The sequence below is a fragment of the Xanthomonas sp. DAR 35659 genome, assembly GCF_041242975.1.
Lineage (GTDB): Bacteria > Pseudomonadota > Gammaproteobacteria > Xanthomonadales > Xanthomonadaceae > Xanthomonas_A > Xanthomonas_A medicagonis.
On sequence record NZ_CP162488.1, the window covers coordinates 4,282,397 to 4,298,431 of the forward strand.

Genomic DNA, 16,035 nt, shown 5'->3' on the forward strand with positions numbered 1-16,035 from the left:
GGCTGAAGCCGCTCCTACAACAGCCCCGCACCCCCTGTAGGAGCGGCTTCAGCCGCGACAGATTCCACGCCGGTGCCGCCTCAATGCCCGCCGTCGAGCGCCTTCAGTTCGCTGACCAGCGCACCGGCCGCCTCGGCGCCATCGCCGTACAACATGCGCGTGTTGTCGGCGTAGAACAGCGCATTCTCGATGCCGGCGAAGCCGGTGCCCTTGCCGCGCTTGATGACGATGACGTTCTTCGAATTGACCACGTCCAGGATCGGCATGCCGTAGATCGGGCTGGCCGGGTCGGTCTTGGCCACCGGATTGACCACGTCGTTGGCGCCGATCACCAGCGACACGTCGGTGCTGGGAAACTCGGGATTGATGTCGTCCATGTCCGCGATCAGGTCGTAGGGCACGCCAGCCTCGGCCAGCAGTACGTTCATGTGCCCCGGCATGCGCCCGGCCACCGGGTGGATCGCGAACTTGACCTTGACCCCGCGCTCGATCAAGCGCTGCGCCAGCTCCCAGATCTTGTGCTGCGCCTGCGCCACCGCCATGCCGTAGCCGGGCACGATCACCACGCGCTCGGCGTAGGCCATCATCGCCGCCACGTCGCCGGCCTCGATCGGCTTCTGCGCGCCGCTGATCGCCTGCGCCTGGCCGCCGCCGCCGAAGTTGGAGAACAGCACGCCGCTGATCGGCCGGTTCATCGCCTTGGCCATCAGCCGGGTCAGCAGGATGCCGGCCGCGCCGACCATCATGCCGGCGATGATCAGCGCCTCGTTGCCGAGCACGTAGCCCTCGAACGCCACCGCCAGGCCGGTGAAGGCGTTGTACAGCGAGATCACCACCGGCATGTCGGCGCCGCCGATCGGCAGCGTCATCAGCACGCCCAGCGCCAGCGCCACCGCGAAGAACGCCACGATCGCCACCGGGCTGAGGGTGGTCGCGGCCCAGGCGCCCAGGCCCAGCATCGCCACGAACACCAGCAGGTTGAACACCTGCTGGCCGGGGAAGGTCACGCGCTTGTCCAGCCGCCCATCGAGCTTGGCCCAGGCGATGATCGAGCCGGACAGCGAGACCGCGCCGATCGCCGAGCCGACGATGGCCAGCGCCAGCGTGGTCGCATCGGGCTGGCGCGCGGCCAGCGCGGCGATCGCGCTCTCGCTCCAGTGCGAGGTGTCTCGGTTGGCCAGGAACGAGAAGCGCAGCAGCTCCACCGCGCCGATCGCCGCGGCCGAACCGCCGCCCATACCGTTGTACAGGGCCACCATCTGCGGCATATCGGTGATGGCGACCTTCTTGGCCGAGATCCAGGCCGCGCCGGTGCCGATCACGATCGCCAGCAGGATCAGGGGCAGGTTGTGCAGGCCCGGCAGCAGGAACGTCGCCGCCGTCGCCAGCAGCATGCCGCAGCCGGCCCAGTGAATGCCGCTGCGCGCCGTCTTGGGCGAGGCCATGCGCTGCAGGCCGAGCAGGAACAGGGTGGCGGCCACCAGGTAGCTGGCCTTGACCAGCCAGGACAGTGCTTCGGCGGTGCTCATACGGGTTCCCCTGCCAGCGGCGCCGCGGCAACCGGCTGACGATCCAGGCGATGATGCTCGAACATCTCGATGGCGGTCTTCAGCAGCCCGACCATACCAAGCCCGAACGCGACCAGGCCCAGCGACAACTGGTTCAGTGCGGTGGAACTGGCCAGGTAGACGCCGACCAGGCCGATCACGATCGGCAACAGCGCCTCGATCGAAAGCAGCATCAGCATCAGCCGCCCCTTGCGCGGGTCCTGCCACACCTTGCGCGACATCTTGTTCTGGGTCCGGGCGGGATCCTGCAGCGAGGACAGGCCCACGCCCACGCCGGCATACAGCAGCGCATAGTTCCAGTCGTCGAGCGCGCCAGCCATGCCATTGAACAGCGGCCGGGCGGCGTAGACCGCGGTCACGACCATCGCCGGATACTGCAGGTAGCTGAGGATCTGGAACCATGCCCTGGGGCCCAGCGACCGCGCACCGCTCATGGCTTGTCTCCGGGCTTCTTCGAACTCTTGAACATTTCCAGCATGCGCTCGGTCACCACGTAGCCGCCGGCGGCGTTGCCGGCGCCGAGCAGCACGGCGAGGAAGCCCACCGCCTTCTCCAGCGTGGTGTCGGCGTGGCCGAGCACCACCATCGCGCCGATCAGCACGATGCCGTGGATGAAGTTGGAACCGGACATCAGCGGGGTGTGCAGGATCACCGGCACCCGCGAGATGATCACATGGCCGGCGATCGCCGCCAGCATGAAGATGTACAACGCCACGAAACCGTCGCTCATTCTTGCTTCTCCCGGGGCGCGCGCCCGACCCTCGCAATCATAACCGCGTGCTGAATCCGTGGGCGACACGCGGCGCCGGGGCCGCACGGCGTCCGCGGTGTGGCCCGGGCGGCGCGGCGACCGACGGCGCTCTGTGCCCCGTGGCGGCGCGCGCATCGGTGGCGCGGCCAGGTCAACCGCGACGGCGGCGCTGCGTTATCCACGGCATGTCCCGTCCGGAAGCTAAGCTGTGCTGGTGAGCACGCCCGCCCTCGACCCCGCATCGACCGAGCCCGACACCGGCGACGCCGCGCGTCCGCCGCCGGCGTCGCTGGATGCGTTCCTGGCCGAGATCGGCCCGCGCGCGTTCCGCTTCGCCGAGGCCGGCCTGCGCCAGCGCGAAGACGCGCTGGATGCGGTGCAGGACGCGATGATCAAGCTGCTGGCCTACCGCGAGCGCCCGGCGCAGGAATGGACGCCGCTGTTCTGGAGCATCCTGCGCCGGCGCATCATCGACCTGCAGCGCCGCCGCGGCTTCCGCCTGCGCTTCTGGGCGCCGGCCAGCGAGCGCAGCGAGGACAGCCAGCCGGACTGGGCCGACGAGGGCCCGACCCCGGCGCAGCGCCACGAACAGCGCCAGACCCATGCGCGGCTTGTGGCTGCGTTGCGCGCGCTGCCGGCACGGCAGCGCGAGGCGTTCACCCTGCGCGTGCTCGAGGAGCTGGATGTGGCCACCACGGCGCGCGCCATGGGCTGCTCCGAAGGCTCGGTCAAGACTCACCTGTCGCGCGCCCGCGAGGCATTGCAGAAACATCTGGAGGACGTCCGGTGAAACCCGACACCACCCAAGCCGTCGCGTTCGACGCGCAAATGCGCCAGGCCCATCAGGCCTCGCTGCAGGCGCTGCCGGCGCAGACCCTGGCGCGCCTGCGCGCCGCCCGCCACAGTGCCGGCCACGCGCGTACCGCGCCACGCCGGGGCTGGCTGTTGGCGGCAGCGGCGCCGGCCGTGCTTGGCGCCGTGTTCGGCGTGCACCTGTTGCTCGGCCCGGCACCCTCGCCGGCGCCGCCGGCCACGCACATCGCCAACGCGTCCGTGGTGACTGCGCCGTCCGCCGGCATCGCCGCCCGGGACGACGGCGACGACGCCTCGGTCGACCTGCTCGACGAAAATCCCGACCTGTACCTGTGGCTGGGCTCCGATACCTCGCTGGCGATGGAATGAACCCGATGAACCGCCTGATCCGCCTCTCCCTCGCGCTGGCGCTTCTGGCCGGCGCTCCGCTCGCGGCTTCGGCCGCCCCGCCACCGCCGCCACCGCCCCCGACGGACGCCGATGCCGGGCCACCGCCGCCGGACTGGGAGCACCTGAGCGCGCAGCAGCGCGAGTTGCTGATCGCGCCGCTGCGCCAACGCTGGAACGACGCGCCGCAGCAGCGGCGCCGCATGCTCGAGCATGCGCAGCGCTGGCAGGCGATGACGCCCGAGCAACGCGCCAAGGCGCGCAAGGGCGCGCGCCGCTACGAGGACATGACCCCGCAACAGCGCGAACAGGCGCGTGTGCTGTTCGAGCGCATGCGTGCATTGCCGCCGGACCAGCGCCGCGCGCTACGCGATCGCTGGGACGCGATGACGCCGGCGCAGCGCGACGCCTGGATCAAGGCCAACGCCGGCCCGGCGGCGCAACCGACGCCCGGGGCGGATGTCAGATAGGTCTTCCGCGCGAACGCCGGGACCGCCTGCCGCACTGACGCGGCTGCCGACCGCGCGCAACATGGCCGGCGCGCCCGCATGCCGCGGCGGCGGCCGCTCGGCACGCGGCCTGCCCGCCGCGCGGGCCGCCGCTCACGCGCTCCAGCGTGTCTTCGCCAGCAACTCGTCGTCCCAGTCGTAGGCGATCGCCCCGTCCTTCAGGAACAGCGCGACGAAGTTGTAGACGTTGCGCGCGTACATCTCGCTGGCGTGCACCGCGCCCATGCTGGCCAGGTCGAGCGGGCCGGCGATGGTCACGCCGGCATGCTCGATGGTCTCGCCGGGCCGGGTCAGTTCGCAGTTGCCGCCGGTCTCGGCGGCCAGGTCCACCACCACGCTGCCCGGCTTCATGCCCTCCACCATCGCCGTGCTGAGGATCTTCGGCGCCGGGCGCCCTGGCACCGCGGCGGTGCAGACCACCACGTCGATGCCTTTCAGGTGCTCGGCCAGGCGCCGCTGCTGCTCGGCACGCTCCTCCTCGGTCAGTTGCCGCGCGTAGCCGCCCTCGCCCGCGGCGCTGACGCCGAGGTCGAGGAACTTGCCGCCCAGCGACTCGATCTGCTCGCGCGTCTCCGGACGCACGTCGAAACCTTCGACCTGCGCGCCCAGGCGCTTGGCGGTGGCGATGGCCTGCAGGCCGGAGACGCCGGCGCCGACGATCAGCACCTTGGACGGGCGGATGGTGCCGGCGGCGGTGGTCAGCATCGGGAAGAAGCGCGGCGCCAATTGCGCGGCGATCAGGGTGGCCTTGTAGCCGGCCATGCCGGCCTGCGAGCTGAGCACGTCCATCGCCTGCGCGCGGGTGGTGCGCGGCAGCCGCTCCAGCGGGAACGCGACCAGCTCGCGCGCCTGCATCGCCTCGGCGCGCGCCGGATCGGCCTGCGGCTGCAGGATGCCGACCACCCCGGCGGCGGGCTTGAGCTGCAGCAGCGCCGCCACCGGCAGCGGTTGCACGCACAGCACCAGGTCGGCCTGGGCCGGAGTCGCGGCATCGGCGAGCTGCGCGCCGGCCGCCAGATAGGCCGCATCGACGAAGCCGGCCGACGTGCCGGCGCCGGGCTCGACGTGGACCTGCGCGCCGAGCGCGCCGAGCTTCTTCACCGTCTCCGGCGTCGCCGCCACGCGGCGCTCGCCCTGCGCCGACTCCTTCACCACCAGCACCTGCACTGCCATGCGATTCCCCGTGCGTTGCCTGCCTCAGTCGGCGCCGATGCTACAGGGTCCGCGCGGAGATGACAGCGCTGGGCCGTCCGGCCACGCGTCCTGGCCGATCAGGCCACGCGGCGCGGGCACGCGTAGGGAGCGAATCGCCTGTGAGAGCGCCCACTGACATGAAGGCCTCTCACGGGACCGCCCGTGCCGACGCGCGATGGTGCTCCCAGCGAACTGTGGATCGCTGCAACCAGCATTACGGTGAAGCGCGAACGCCCTGCTCGATCATCTTCTTCATCAGCTTCTCGGAGTTGACGTCGTACCGAAACAGCAGGGGCTTGCCGTCCGCGTTTTCCAGGTAGAAGGATTCGGTGCCCTCACCTTGCGCGAAGCGAGTGGTGTACAGCAGCAGGGTAAGCGGCTGCCCGGTATCGGCCTTCACGGAAGACCGGCCCACCAGCCGGGTTTCTTCCACGTCACCCAGCCCGCGCTTCACCACCGTCAGAAGATCGACGAATTCCTGCTCGCTGGCATTGGACTTCAGCCCGGGCGAGGACGCCTGGTAGATCGCCGCGTAGCGGCCTTGCCGCACATCCTGGTGGAACTGCTCCACGTATCCACTGCCTGCGCTGACGAAGGCATCGTCGCGTCCCGAGCAACTCATCAACAGCACACAGCTCAGTGCCGCAAGCGCTTTACCGATTCCAGTCATATCAATCTCTTCGAACGCATCCAATTCTCTCCATAGACCCTCACCGCGCCGGAGACAACTGCTCCGACACTGGCTCGATGGGTTTGCCTATTCTGGACTTCACGCTGACGCCGATTCGCCGAGGCGCCGCTGCCAGACACCCAAATGTTCCAGGTGGTTTCCACTGGTTGAGGGGCATTGCCGACATGTTTCCGGCAACGCCGAAGGAGGCCAGGACCCTGCGACCCACACGTCGTGCAATGCATGCACAGCGTCAATCATCGGCCTTTCTTTTGCAAAACGGACGTCTCGCAACAACGCGTGGATCGCAGCGGAACCTCAATGCAGCGTCGCGTTCTGCGGGTCGAGGCGGTCGATGACGCCCTGCATCGCACTGTCGAAGGCGCCGTCGTTGACGTGGCTGCGCAGCCGGCCCAGCCGCACCATCACCGCCAGTTCCTCCGGCGAGGCCACGCAGAAGCGCACGCCGCGGCGGTTGACGAACAGCAGCCGCGCCGAGATCGGGCTCACCCACGACAGCTTGCCGGTCTGCACCTTGCCGTCGCGATCGATGAAATCCAGCCAGGTGCCGATTGGCATGGCGCGGAAACGGTCGGCGTCGGCGTTGTCGTAGTCCTCGACCTTCTCCGCGGCGGCGACCTCCACCGACTGCGCCTCCTGCACCGGCGGCTGCGGCAAGGCCACCTGCGGCAGCTCGGGCAGCGGGCGCTCCAGTTCCGGGCGCAGTTCGGCCACGGCCTGCAGCGTGTCGTGCAGCACGTTGATCGCCGCCGCCGCGGCTTCGGCATGCAGGCCGACGCTGGCGAAGACCTTCTGCAGCGGCTCCTGCCAGGCCTGCAGCCAGGGCTTGCCGACGATGTGCCGACGCGCCTCGGCCGCTTCCTCGAGCACGCCGTCGGCCAGCGCCAGCGCGTCGCGCACGCCGGGGCCCTCCTCGCCTTCGCGCAGCATCGCCATGGTCAGGTGGTGCTGCCACGGCTGGCGCAGGAAGTCCTCCAGCGCCTGCGGCAGCGGCTGGCCGTGCAGGCGCGCCTGCAGTTCGGCCTCGGCGCGCTGCCGCGCCAGTTCCAGCTTCTCCTGGCCGCGCTGGGTCTCGGCGGCGCGGCGCTCGGCGATCTCGATGCGGCGCCGGTGCTGGGCCAGGAAATCGCGGAACTCCTCCTCCAGGGTCAGGAAGATCGCCAGGTTCTCGTTGAACTCGGCGACCAGGCGCTCGATGATCTCCTCGACCTTGCCCATCAGCACGCGCTCAGCCGGGCTCTCGCCGGTATTGCCCTCGCACGCCTCGGCCAGCGAATTGAGCAGGCGCCGCGCCGGATGGGTCTTCTGCACGAACATGCGCCGGTCCAGCAGCGCGACCTTGACGAACGGCACCACCAGCCGGCCGATCAGTTCGCGCGAGCGGCCTTCCAGGTCGCGCTCGTCGAGCATCACGTCGAACAGCATGCCGACCAGGTCGATCGCGTCCTCGTCGACCGGGTCCAGCCGCGCGTGCGCCGGGTCCACGCCGAACTGGGTGGCGTTGGACAGCACCTCGCTCTTGAGCCGCTGCGCCAGCGATTCGCCGTCGTCGCCGATCGCCGCGCGCAGGGTGGCGCTGGGCGTGGCCTGCAGCAACGACAGCACCGACAGCATCTCGCGCTGGCTCAACGGCCGCTGCTGGCCGACCGCGGCGGTGGCCGCGGAGGTGGCGCTCTCGCGCACGCTGCGGGTCTGCTGCAGCAGTTCGTGCAACGCCTCCAGCAACACGCCCTGGCTGCCGCCGGGCAGGTTGGCGCCGGCCTCGGCGTAGCCTTCGCCGGCCTGCAGGCGGCCGCGGCTCTCGGCCCAGCGGTTGACGAAGCGGCTGGCCCAGGCCGGTGCGTAGTGCTCGTCGTACTCGCCCGCCTCGCCGCCGGCACCGCCGTCCTCGCCGAAGCCGGCGGTGTCGCCGCGCGCCTGGCGCTCCTCCGCGGCCGGCGCGCGCCGCGCCGGCGGCGGCCGCGGCCGCGAGATTTCCGGCATCACCCCGGCCTGCGCCAGGCTGTCGTCCAGTTGCTGGTAGAGCTTGCCGATCCCGGCGGTAAGGTCGCGTTCGCACAGTTTGATCAGCACCAGCCGCACTTCCGGGGCCAGGTCGCTGGTGGAGAACGCAGCGTGTACCGCCACGCCGATGTGTTCGGGGCCGACCGGATTGGTGTCGGCGTCCAGTTCCAGGCCGCCGGCGATCCAGCCCAGGCGGCGATCGATGCGGGTCAGCACCGGCTTCCACTCGCGCAGCAGCACGCTGGCCAGGTTGCGCACGGCCAGCCGCGATTCCAGTTCGTGCTCGGACACCAGGCTCAGGCCCTGGCCGTAGCCGGCCAGCGCCACTTCCGCCGACAGCGGCGTGCCGGCTTCCAGCGCCTGCCAGGCCTGCTCCAGTTGCGCGCGGAAGCGCGCGGCGATTTCCTCGCGGCGGCGGCGCAGTTCGCGCATGCCGTCCAGGAACAGCAGTTGCGAGGCGCCGGCGCTCTCGGCGCGGTCGAACAGCACGTCGTCGAAATGCGCCAGTGCCCCGGCGAACGCCTGCCCCAGGACCGGCAGCATGCCGTCGCGCGCCTGCATCAGCAGATGCGGAGCGCGCGCGGGATGTGCGTGCGGCGAGCTGGGGCTGAAACTCATGCGCGAAGGCTCCGCGCCGCGAACGGCGCAAGGAAAAAAACTAAAGGAAGTGGAACGGACGCGGCCCCTGTTTCCGCCTCTGCATGGTAGGCAAGGTACCTGAACAGCAACCGTGATGCATAGCGCATTTCGTACTCCGGAGTGTGACCGCGCCCCTCATCCTAGGCCGCTCAGGCGTAACCCCGCCTGCAGCGGCCTGCGACCGGGTGCGGTCGCCGGCGTTCAGGCCGCGGCAGCGACCCGTTCCAACCGGTCCACCGCGCCCTGCATCGCGCTATAGAACGCATCGTCGTCGCGATGCAGCCGCAGCCGATCCAGCCGCACCAGCATCGCCAGCGCCTCCGGCGAGGCCACGCACAGACGCCCGCCGCGCCGGTTCACGAACATCAGCCGGGCCGAGATCGGACTCACCCAGGACAGCTTGCCCGGCTGCACCCGGCCTTCGCGATCGACGAAGTCCAGCCAGGTGCCCAGCGCCAGGGTGCGGAAGTAGTCGGCGGTGACATGGTCGAAATCGGCAGGCTGCGCCGGCTCGGGCAGCGCCGGCACCGGCTCGGCCGGCGGGGTCTCCGACGCGACGACCGGAGCGGGCGTCGGCACCGGCGTCGGCAGAGGCCGCGCATGCGCCAGGTCGTCCAGCGTCGCGTGCAGCGCCTGCCAGGCGCCCTCGGCGGCGGCCGCGTCCAGGCCGACGCTGGCCCACAGCCGCAACAACTCGGCGCGCTGCGGTTGCAGCCAGCCCGCCGGGGGCGCGGCGCCGCCGGCCTGCGCCTGGCGGCACTGCGCCAGCACCGCGTCGCCGAGGGCGAGCGTCGCGGTCACCGCCGCGCCGTGCCCGTCGTCGCGCAGCGCCGACTGCTGCAGGTATTGGCACCACGGCTCGCGCAGGAAGCGTTCGATCGGCGCCGGCAATGGCGCGACGTGCGCGTCGTCCTGCAGACGCTCGTCCAGCGCCTGCGCGGCCAGACGCCGCGCGCGCTCGCGGCGCTCCTCGGCGCGCTGCAGCTCGGCCGCGCGGCGCTCGGCGATCTCGACCCGGCGCCGGTACTGCTCGTAGGCGCTGCCGAATTCCGCTTCCAGGCTCAGGAACACCGCCAGGTGTTCGTCGAAGTCGCGCACCACCCGCTCCACCACCGCCTGCGCCTGCGCCAGCAGCGCCTGCTCGGCGGCGGTGTCGCCGGCGTTGCCGTCGCAGGCGTCGGCGAGCAGGTTGAGCAGGCGCCGCGCCGGATGCGCGTCGCGCACGAACAGGCGGCCGTCGATCAGCGCCACCTTGGCCAGCGGCACCAGCATCTGCCCGAGCAGGTCGCGCTGCGCCGGCTGCAGCACGCACTCCTCGAGCATGACCTCGAACAGCAGCCCGACCAGTTCCAAGGTATCGGCATCGGCCGGTTCCAGCCGGGTCGTGCCCGGATCCAGTCCCAGCGAGGTGCCCACCGCCACCACTTCGCGGTGCAGCGCCTGCGACAGCGGCGCGCGGTGCTCGCCGATCGCGGCGAAGCCGGCCAGCGGCGTGGTCTGCAGCAGCGACAGGATCGACAGCAGTTCGCGCGGCGACAGGCTGCGCCGCGCGTCGTCGTCAACGTCGGGCGCATCCGGATGCGCGTCGTGCAGCAAGCGGCGCAACGCCGGCGGCAGCACCTCGTGGTCGTCGCGCGCGTGCGCGTCCAGCGCGCGCGCGGCGCGGCGCTGCGCGGCCGACAGCGGCGCGGCGGCGTGCCAGGTCTCGAAGAACCGGCTGATCCAGTCCGGCGCCGAGTCGTCGCCGCTGGCGCCATTGCGCGGAATCGCGCGGCGCCGCGCGCGCCCGGTCGGCAGCGCGCGCGCCCGCGCGACCTGATCCAGACGCTGTTCCAGCCGCGCGTACAGTTCGCCGACGCGCTCCTGCAGTTCCTGTTCGCAGATCTTGACGATCGCCAGTTGCACCTGCGGCGCCAGCACCAGGCCGTGCAGCGCCGCGTAGACCGCCGCGCCGACATGTTCGGGACCGAACGGGTTGTTGTCGGCATCGATGCGCTGGCCGCCGGCGATGAAACCGAGGAAGCGGTTCAGCCGCATCAGTTCCGGACGCCAGCGGTGCTGGATCGCGCCGGCCAGGTTGCGCACCGCCAGACGCACGTCCAGTTCCTGCTCGGACACCAGGCTCAGATCGCCGCGCTCGCGCGCCAGGGTGCGCTCCACCGACAGCGGCCGGCCGGCTTCCAGCGCCTGCCAGGCCTGCGCCAGATGGGCGCGGAAGCGCGCGGCGATCGGTTCGCGCTGCTGGCGCAGCAACTGGATCGCCTCGAAATAGTCGTTCTGCGCCGGCCCCGCGCGTTCGGCCATGCGGAACAGCGCATCGGCGAGCACGTCCAGCACCTCGCCGAACGCCCCGGCCAGCGGCACCGAGACCACGTCCCGGACCTGATCCAGCAGGTCCGAGTTGCGGCTGGGCAGCAACTCCTCGGCATATTCGGCGATTGTCATGGCAGTGTGATACGCAAGCGCAAGTGAGATCGACGTCAATTCGGAAGCTAGCGGCAGATCGAGAATGAAACGTGACGCTGCGTGTAACCGCGGCATCCGCTGCCGCTGTCGGACGCCCGACTATAATTCGGCGCCCGCCCCACGGAATCGAGACTATGCGCACACTTCACTCGCTGCAAGCGCTGGATGAACGCCGCTCGGTGCCGTCCAAGCAATTGGGCGAACCCGGACCCGACGAGGCCACCTTGCTGGCGATGCTGCGCTCGGCGGTGCGGGTGCCCGACCACGGCAAGCTGGTGCCGTTCCGGTTCCTGCGCATCGCCGGTCAGGCACGGCTGGCGCTAGGCGACGTCCTCGCCGAGCGCACGCTGCAGCGCGACCCGGCGGCGCCGCCGGCCGCGGTGGAGAAGGACCGCGGCCGCTTCGCGCATGCGCCACTGGCGATCGCGGTGATCGTGCGCCTGCAGCGCGAGGCCAAGGTGCCGGAAATCGAGCAGTGGCTCACCGCCGGCTCGGTCTGCTTCGCCTTGCTGCAGGCCGCGCAGGCCTACGGCTTCGGCGCGCAATGGCTGACCGCGTGGATGGCGTACGACGCCGCGGTGGCGGCGCGATTGGGCCTGGCCGAGAACGAGCGCATCGCCGGCTTCATCCATATCGGCACCCCGCGCATGCAGGTGCCGGAACGCGAGCGCCCGGATCCGCGCGAGCTGCTCAGCGACTGGACGCCGTGAACGCACCCGTGCCGACCTCGCGGCCGCTGTACCTGGTCGATGCCAGCCTGTACGTGTTCCGCGCCTGGCACTCGATCCCGGACGAGTTCCAGGACGCGCAGGGCTGGCCGACCAACGCGGTGCACGGCTTCGCCCGCTTCCTGCTCGACCTGCTCGAGCGCGAGCGCCCGCAGCACATCGTGATCGCCTTCGACGAGGCGCTGGACACCTGTTTCCGGCACCGCCTGTACGCGGCCTACAAGGCCAACCGCGCGCCGGCGCCGGAAGCGCTGCGGCGCCAGTTCGCGCACTGCAAGGCGCTGTGCGCGGCGCTCGGCCTGGGCGTGCTGGCGCATCACGACTACGAGGCCGACGACCTGATCGGCAGCGCCCTGCACAGCATGCGCGGCGCCGGCTTCCACGGCGTGATCGTGTCCGCCGACAAGGACCTGTCGCAGCTGCTGCTGGAGTGCGACGAACAGTGGGACTACGGCCGCGGCCAGCGCTGGGGCGCGGCCGGGGTCAAGGCGCGGCACGGCGTGCACGCGCACCAGATCGCCGACTATCTGGCGCTGGCCGGCGATGCGATCGACAACATCCCCGGCGTGACCGGCATCGGCGCCAAGTCGGCGGCGATCCTGTTGGCGCACTTCGGCGACCTGGATACGCTGCTGGCGCGGGTCGACGAGGTGGCGTTCCTGCGCTTGCGCGGCGCGGCGCAGATGGCGGTGCGCCTGCGCGAGCAGCGCGAGCACGCGCTGCTGTGGCGGCAACTGGCGACGATCGCGCTGGACGCGCCGCTGCACTCGGCCGCGCCCGGCTTCGCCCGCGGCCAGGCCGACGCCGACATGCTGCACGGCCTGTGCGAGGCCTTGCGCTTCGGCCCGCTGACCCGGCGCCGCTTGCTGCAGGCGGCTGGGCTGACGACCGTCGGCGAGTAGAGCGCGGCGCCGCTGCCGCTCACTGCGCCGGATCGAACTGCGCGCGCATGAACGCCATGTAGCGTTCCTCGGAGGTCTCGCGGCGCGCCGTCACCAGCGGGAGGATGTCCTGGGTCGCCACGTAGCGCAGGCGCGGGCCGGTATCGGTCGTGGCCTGGAAGATCACTTCCGCGACCTGCTGCGAGGTCGAAGCACGCGTTGCGCGCAGGCCTTCGAACACCTTCAGGCTGTGCGCCATGAAGTCGGCATAAGCGTCCGGCGGCGCGTCGCCGGATGTGGCTTCCTGCGCCGAGCGCCGGCCGAAGCCGGTCTCCAGCACGCCGCCCGGCTCGACGATGCGCACCGCGATGCCCAGCGCCCGCAGTTCGTAGGACAGGGATTCGGAGAAGCCTTCCAGCGCGAACTTGCTGGCGTTGTACAACGAGATCATCGGCAGGCCGAACACGCCCGCGCCGGAACTGACGTTGACGAGGGTGCCGGCGCGGCGCGCGCGGAAATGCGGCAGGATCGCCCGCGTCGTCTCCATCACGCCGAACACGTTGACGTCGAACTGCTCCTGGATCTTCGCGCGCGAGGTGGACTCGAACACACCGAACAGGCCGAAGCCGGCGTTGTTGATCAGCGCATCGATGGCGCCGAACCGCGCGATGCCGGCATCGATCGCCGCGGCGATGCTGTCGCGGTCCCGCACGTCCAGGCGCGTGACCAGCACCGCCGCGCCGGTCAGGGCGGCGCCGGCCGCCGGATCGCGCATCGTGGCGACGACGTTCCAGCCGCGCGCGGCGAACAGGTGCGCGCTGGCCAGCCCGAAGCCGGAAGACGCGCCGGTGATCAGGACGGTGGGAGTGCGCATGGCGGTGGTCCTTTCGGTGGGAGATCGCCAATGGTTGGCCCCGCCGACTCATGAGACAATCCGCTCAATCCCGCATGCGGTGCTGAGCAAGATCGCACAATGATCCGTCCCGCCCTGAGCGAATTGCAGGCGGTCGTCGCCGTCGCCAAGCAGCGCAGCTTCCGCCGTGCCGCCACCGAACTGGGCGTCTCCGCGTCCGCCCTGAGTCACGCGGTCGCGGCGCTGGAGCAACGCCTGGGCGTGCGCCTGTTCCACCGCACCACCCGCAGCGTGTCGCTGTCCGACGCCGGCGAACGCGTTCTCTCCCGCATCGCGCCCGCGCTGCGCGAGATCGATGCGGCGCTGGAAGACGCCAATGCGTTCCGCGACAGCCCCGCGGGGACCTTGCGCCTGAACACCTCCGAAGGCGCCGCGCGCCTGCTGATGCCGGCGATCCTGGCGTTCCTGGCGCACTACCCCGAGGTGCGGCTGGACATCGTCACCGACGGCCGCCTGGTGGACATCGTGGCGGAGGGCTTCGATGCCGGCATCCGCCTCGGGGAGTTGGTACCGCAGGACATGGTCGCCATCCCCTGTTCGCCGCCGCTGCGCTTCATCGTCGCCGGCGCACCGGACTACTTCGCCAGGCACGGCACGCCGCGCACGCCGGCCGATCTGCGCGGGCAAGTCTGCATCCGCAGCCGCCATCCCCAGGGCGGCTCGGTCTACCGCTGGGAATTCGCCAAGCGCGAACAGCAGCAGTGGGTCGATGTGGAAGGCAGATTGACCCTGGACAATTCCAAGCTGCTGATCGACGCCGCGCTGGCGGGCGTCGGCCTCATCTGGACCCATGAGGCCTCGATCGCCCACCACCTCGCCCACGGCGACCTGGTCGCTGCGCTGGAAGACTGGTGCCCCCGGTTCCCGGGCCTGTGCCTCTACTACCCCGGCCATCGCCACGTCCCCGCCGCGCTGCGCGCCTTCGTCCAGACGCTGCGCGAGCACGACGCCGCGCACGTCTTCCTGGTGGGACAGTGACGCGAGGCGTCCAGATGACGGGATCTTCCGCCGTATCGAGCACCGGGCACGGCGCGATGCGCCATGGCATCGTCGCGACGGCGATGGTTCTACACTTCGGCCATCCGGCGATCGCGTTCCGCGGCGCCAATCCCCCTTCTCCTCAGCAGAGCGAACGCCCGCCATGACCCGTCCCGATTCCCCGCCCCGCGTCGTCTACGAAGGCAAGTACCAGCGCATGGTGGTGCGCGGCACCTGGGAATACTCCGAACGCGTGCACGCCGGCGGCCTGGCCGCGATCATCGTCGCGGTGACCCCGGACGACGACGTGCTGTTCGTCGAGCAGTTCCGCGTGCCGCTGCAGGCGCGCACCATCGAGATGCCGGCCGGTCTGGTCGGCGACATCGACGCCGGCGAGTCGATCGAGGTCTCGGCGATCCGCGAACTGGAAGAAGAAACCGGCTGGACCGCCGACCACGCCGAGGTGCTGCTGATCGGCCCGACCTCGTCCGGCGCCAGCAGCGAGAAGATCGCCTTCGTCCGCGCCAGCGGCCTGCGCAAGGTCGGCAGCGGCGGCGGCGACGCCAGCGAGGACATCACCGTGCACGCGGTGCCGCGTACGCGCGCGGCGGCCTGGCTGGTGCAGAAGATGGGCGAAGGCTACGAACTGGACGCCAAGCTGTGGGCCGGGCTGTGGATGATCGAGCACCAGTTGGACGGCACCCCGCGTGGCTGACCCGGCCACGCCCGGCGGATCCGTGTTGCTCGGCCCGGCCGATCCGCCGCCGTATCGCGTCTACCAGCCGCAGGGACGGTCGCCGTACCTGCTGATCGCCGACCATGCCGGGCAACGGGTTCCGCAGACGCTGGCCGACCTCGGCCTGCCGCAGCACGAACTGGACCGGCACATCGGCTGGGACATCGGCATCGACGGCGTCACCCGCGCACTGGCGTTGGCGCTGGACGCCTGCGCGATCGTGCAGACCTATTCGCGGCTGGTGATCGACTGCAACCGGTCGCTGACCGCGCCGGGCTCAATCGTCGACACCAGCGACGGCACCGTGGTGCCGGGCAACCAGGGCCTGGACGCCGCGGCGCGCACCGCTCGCGCCAGCGAGATCTTCGCGCCCTACCACGCGCGCATCGGCGCCGAACTGGACCGGCGCCGCGATGCCGGCATCGCCACCATCCTCATCGCCATGCACAGCTTCACCCCGGTGATGGGCGGCATCGCCCGGCCCTGGCATGCCGGCGTGCTGTACCAGCGCGACGCGCGCTTCGCGCAGGCGCTGCTGGCGGAACTGCGCGCCGAGCCAGGCATGGTGGTGGGCGACAACCAGCCATACGCGGTCAGCGACGCCACCGACTACGCGATCCCGGTGCATGCCGAGGCGCGCGGCCTGGCGCACGTGGAGCTGGAGATCCGCCAGGACCTGATCGCCGACGCCGCTGGGCAGGACGAATGGGCGCGGCGCCTGCTCAGCATGCTGAATCGGCTGCAGGCCGCCTTCACATCGAGCTGAGTGCGCGCTGC

The 16,035-nt window shown here is 71.0% G+C and carries 16 protein-coding genes; 8 read left to right on the forward strand and 8 right to left on the reverse strand.

Going from position 1 to position 16,035, the window contains the following annotated elements:
- Nucleotides 1-80: 80 nt before the first annotated feature.
- From AB3X07_RS18110 to AB3X07_RS18120, 3 genes are read right to left on the reverse strand one after another with little or no spacing between them, the layout of a single operon-like run.
- Nucleotides 81-1,529, reverse strand: a complete 1,449-nt coding sequence (locus AB3X07_RS18110; protein ID WP_369940086.1) for an NAD(P)(+) transhydrogenase (Re/Si-specific) subunit beta — start codon at nucleotides 1,527-1,529, stop codon at nucleotides 81-83.
- Nucleotides 1,526-2,002 (reverse strand): hypothetical protein, encoded by a 477-nt coding sequence (locus tag AB3X07_RS18115; RefSeq protein WP_369940087.1) that lies wholly within the window; start codon nucleotides 2,000-2,002, stop codon nucleotides 1,526-1,528. The genes AB3X07_RS18110 and AB3X07_RS18115 overlap by 4 nt, the downstream gene beginning before the upstream one ends.
- Entirely contained in the window at nucleotides 1,999-2,298 is a 300-nt protein-coding gene (locus tag AB3X07_RS18120; RefSeq protein ID WP_145705660.1) for an NAD(P) transhydrogenase subunit alpha, read from the reverse strand. Before AB3X07_RS18120 ends, AB3X07_RS18115 begins: the two co-directional genes overlap by 4 nt.
- 229 nt (nucleotides 2,299-2,527) lie before the next feature.
- On the opposite strand from AB3X07_RS18120, the gene AB3X07_RS18125 reads away from it, so the two are divergent.
- The 3 genes from AB3X07_RS18125 to AB3X07_RS18135 are packed head-to-tail and all read left to right on the forward strand — an operon-like array spanning nucleotide 2,528 to nucleotide 3,989.
- Nucleotides 2,528-3,109 (forward strand): RNA polymerase sigma factor, encoded by a 582-nt coding sequence (locus tag AB3X07_RS18125; protein ID WP_369940088.1) that lies wholly within the window; start codon nucleotides 2,528-2,530, stop codon nucleotides 3,107-3,109.
- Between the two features lie 38 nt (nucleotides 3,110-3,147).
- Entirely contained in the window at nucleotides 3,148-3,501 is a 354-nt protein-coding gene (locus AB3X07_RS18130) for a hypothetical protein (RefSeq protein WP_369944801.1), read from the forward strand.
- 5 nt (nucleotides 3,502-3,506) lie between these two features.
- Nucleotides 3,507-3,989, forward strand: coding sequence for a DUF3106 domain-containing protein (locus AB3X07_RS18135; RefSeq protein ID WP_369940089.1), 483 nt, complete (start codon nucleotides 3,507-3,509; stop codon nucleotides 3,987-3,989).
- Nucleotides 3,990-4,121: 132 nt separating this feature from the next.
- Here the strand turns inward: AB3X07_RS18135 and AB3X07_RS18140 are convergent, their stop codons facing one another.
- The 4 genes from AB3X07_RS18140 to AB3X07_RS18155 all read right to left on the reverse strand — a co-directional run bounded on the left by AB3X07_RS18140 (nucleotide 4,122) and on the right by AB3X07_RS18155 (nucleotide 11,001).
- Nucleotides 4,122-5,201, reverse strand: coding sequence for an NAD(P) transhydrogenase subunit alpha (locus AB3X07_RS18140; protein ID WP_369940091.1), 1,080 nt, complete (start codon nucleotides 5,199-5,201; stop codon nucleotides 4,122-4,124).
- A gap of 235 nt (nucleotides 5,202-5,436) precedes the next feature.
- On the reverse strand, nucleotides 5,437-5,916 hold the full coding sequence (locus tag AB3X07_RS18145; RefSeq protein WP_369940092.1) for a hypothetical protein: 480 nt from the start codon (nucleotides 5,914-5,916) through the stop codon (nucleotides 5,437-5,439).
- A gap of 294 nt (nucleotides 5,917-6,210) precedes the next feature.
- Complete coding sequence (locus tag AB3X07_RS18150) at nucleotides 6,211-8,535, reverse strand: DUF1631 domain-containing protein (protein WP_369940093.1); 2,325 nt, start codon at nucleotides 8,533-8,535, stop codon at nucleotides 6,211-6,213.
- A 222-nt stretch (nucleotides 8,536-8,757) separates the two neighbouring features.
- Nucleotides 8,758-11,001, reverse strand: a complete 2,244-nt coding sequence (locus tag AB3X07_RS18155) for a DUF1631 family protein (RefSeq protein ID WP_369940094.1) — start codon at nucleotides 10,999-11,001, stop codon at nucleotides 8,758-8,760.
- A gap of 155 nt (nucleotides 11,002-11,156) precedes the next feature.
- Here AB3X07_RS18155 and AB3X07_RS18160 point away from each other — a divergent pair, with 155 nt between their 5' ends.
- The gene (locus tag AB3X07_RS18160; protein ID WP_369940096.1) at nucleotides 11,157-11,732 is read left to right on the forward strand and encodes a nitroreductase family protein; all 576 of its coding nucleotides are present in this window, start codon (nucleotides 11,157-11,159) and stop codon (nucleotides 11,730-11,732) included.
- Nucleotides 11,729-12,652 carry a 5'-3' exonuclease gene (locus AB3X07_RS18165; RefSeq protein ID WP_369940097.1) on the forward strand — a complete coding sequence of 308 codons (924 nt, stop codon included), beginning with the start codon at nucleotides 11,729-11,731 and terminating at the stop codon, nucleotides 12,650-12,652. The genes AB3X07_RS18160 and AB3X07_RS18165 overlap by 4 nt, the downstream gene beginning before the upstream one ends.
- 19 nt (nucleotides 12,653-12,671) lie before the next feature.
- On the opposite strand, the gene AB3X07_RS18170 is transcribed toward AB3X07_RS18165, so the two are convergent.
- Nucleotides 12,672-13,505 carry an SDR family oxidoreductase gene (locus tag AB3X07_RS18170; RefSeq protein ID WP_369940098.1) on the reverse strand — a complete coding sequence of 278 codons (834 nt, stop codon included), beginning with the start codon at nucleotides 13,503-13,505 and terminating at the stop codon, nucleotides 12,672-12,674.
- A gap of 99 nt (nucleotides 13,506-13,604) precedes the next feature.
- On the opposite strand from AB3X07_RS18170, the gene AB3X07_RS18175 reads away from it, so the two are divergent.
- The 3 genes from AB3X07_RS18175 (at nucleotide 13,605) to AB3X07_RS18185 (ending at nucleotide 16,024) form a co-directional block, all read left to right on the forward strand.
- Nucleotides 13,605-14,522 carry a LysR family transcriptional regulator gene (locus AB3X07_RS18175; protein ID WP_369940099.1) on the forward strand — a complete coding sequence of 306 codons (918 nt, stop codon included), beginning with the start codon at nucleotides 13,605-13,607 and terminating at the stop codon, nucleotides 14,520-14,522.
- Between the two features lie 163 nt (nucleotides 14,523-14,685).
- Nucleotides 14,686-15,237 (forward strand): NUDIX hydrolase, encoded by a 552-nt coding sequence (locus tag AB3X07_RS18180; RefSeq protein WP_369940100.1) that lies wholly within the window; start codon nucleotides 14,686-14,688, stop codon nucleotides 15,235-15,237.
- The gene (locus AB3X07_RS18185; protein ID WP_369940101.1) at nucleotides 15,230-16,024 is read left to right on the forward strand and encodes an N-formylglutamate amidohydrolase; all 795 of its coding nucleotides are present in this window, start codon (nucleotides 15,230-15,232) and stop codon (nucleotides 16,022-16,024) included. The genes AB3X07_RS18180 and AB3X07_RS18185 overlap by 8 nt, the downstream gene beginning before the upstream one ends.
- The last annotated feature ends 11 nt before the right edge of the window (nucleotides 16,025-16,035 follow it).

Bases quoted from the DNA above. Each gene is read 5' to 3' on its own strand.
- AB3X07_RS18110 (WP_369940086.1), bottom strand. From the start codon at position 1,529: ATGAGCACCGCCGAAGCACTGTCCTGGCTGGTCAAGGCCAGCTACCTG.
- AB3X07_RS18115 (WP_369940087.1), bottom strand. From the start codon at position 2,002: ATGAGCGGTGCGCGGTCGCTGGGCCCCAGGGCATGGTTCCAGATCCTC.
- AB3X07_RS18120 (WP_145705660.1), bottom strand. From the start codon at position 2,298: ATGAGCGACGGTTTCGTGGCGTTGTACATCTTCATGCTGGCGGCGATC.
- AB3X07_RS18130 (WP_369944801.1), top strand. From the start codon at position 3,148: ATGCGCCAGGCCCATCAGGCCTCGCTGCAGGCGCTGCCGGCGCAGACC.
- AB3X07_RS18135 (WP_369940089.1), top strand. From the start codon at position 3,507: ATGAACCGCCTGATCCGCCTCTCCCTCGCGCTGGCGCTTCTGGCCGGC.
- AB3X07_RS18140 (WP_369940091.1), bottom strand. From the start codon at position 5,201: ATGGCAGTGCAGGTGCTGGTGGTGAAGGAGTCGGCGCAGGGCGAGCGC.
- AB3X07_RS18150 (WP_369940093.1), bottom strand. From the start codon at position 8,535: ATGAGTTTCAGCCCCAGCTCGCCGCACGCACATCCCGCGCGCGCTCCG.
- AB3X07_RS18155 (WP_369940094.1), bottom strand. From the start codon at position 11,001: ATGACAATCGCCGAATATGCCGAGGAGTTGCTGCCCAGCCGCAACTCG.
- AB3X07_RS18160 (WP_369940096.1), top strand. From the start codon at position 11,157: ATGCGCACACTTCACTCGCTGCAAGCGCTGGATGAACGCCGCTCGGTG.
- AB3X07_RS18170 (WP_369940098.1), bottom strand. From the start codon at position 13,505: ATGCGCACTCCCACCGTCCTGATCACCGGCGCGTCTTCCGGCTTCGGG.
- AB3X07_RS18175 (WP_369940099.1), top strand. From the start codon at position 13,605: ATGATCCGTCCCGCCCTGAGCGAATTGCAGGCGGTCGTCGCCGTCGCC.
- AB3X07_RS18180 (WP_369940100.1), top strand. From the start codon at position 14,686: ATGACCCGTCCCGATTCCCCGCCCCGCGTCGTCTACGAAGGCAAGTAC.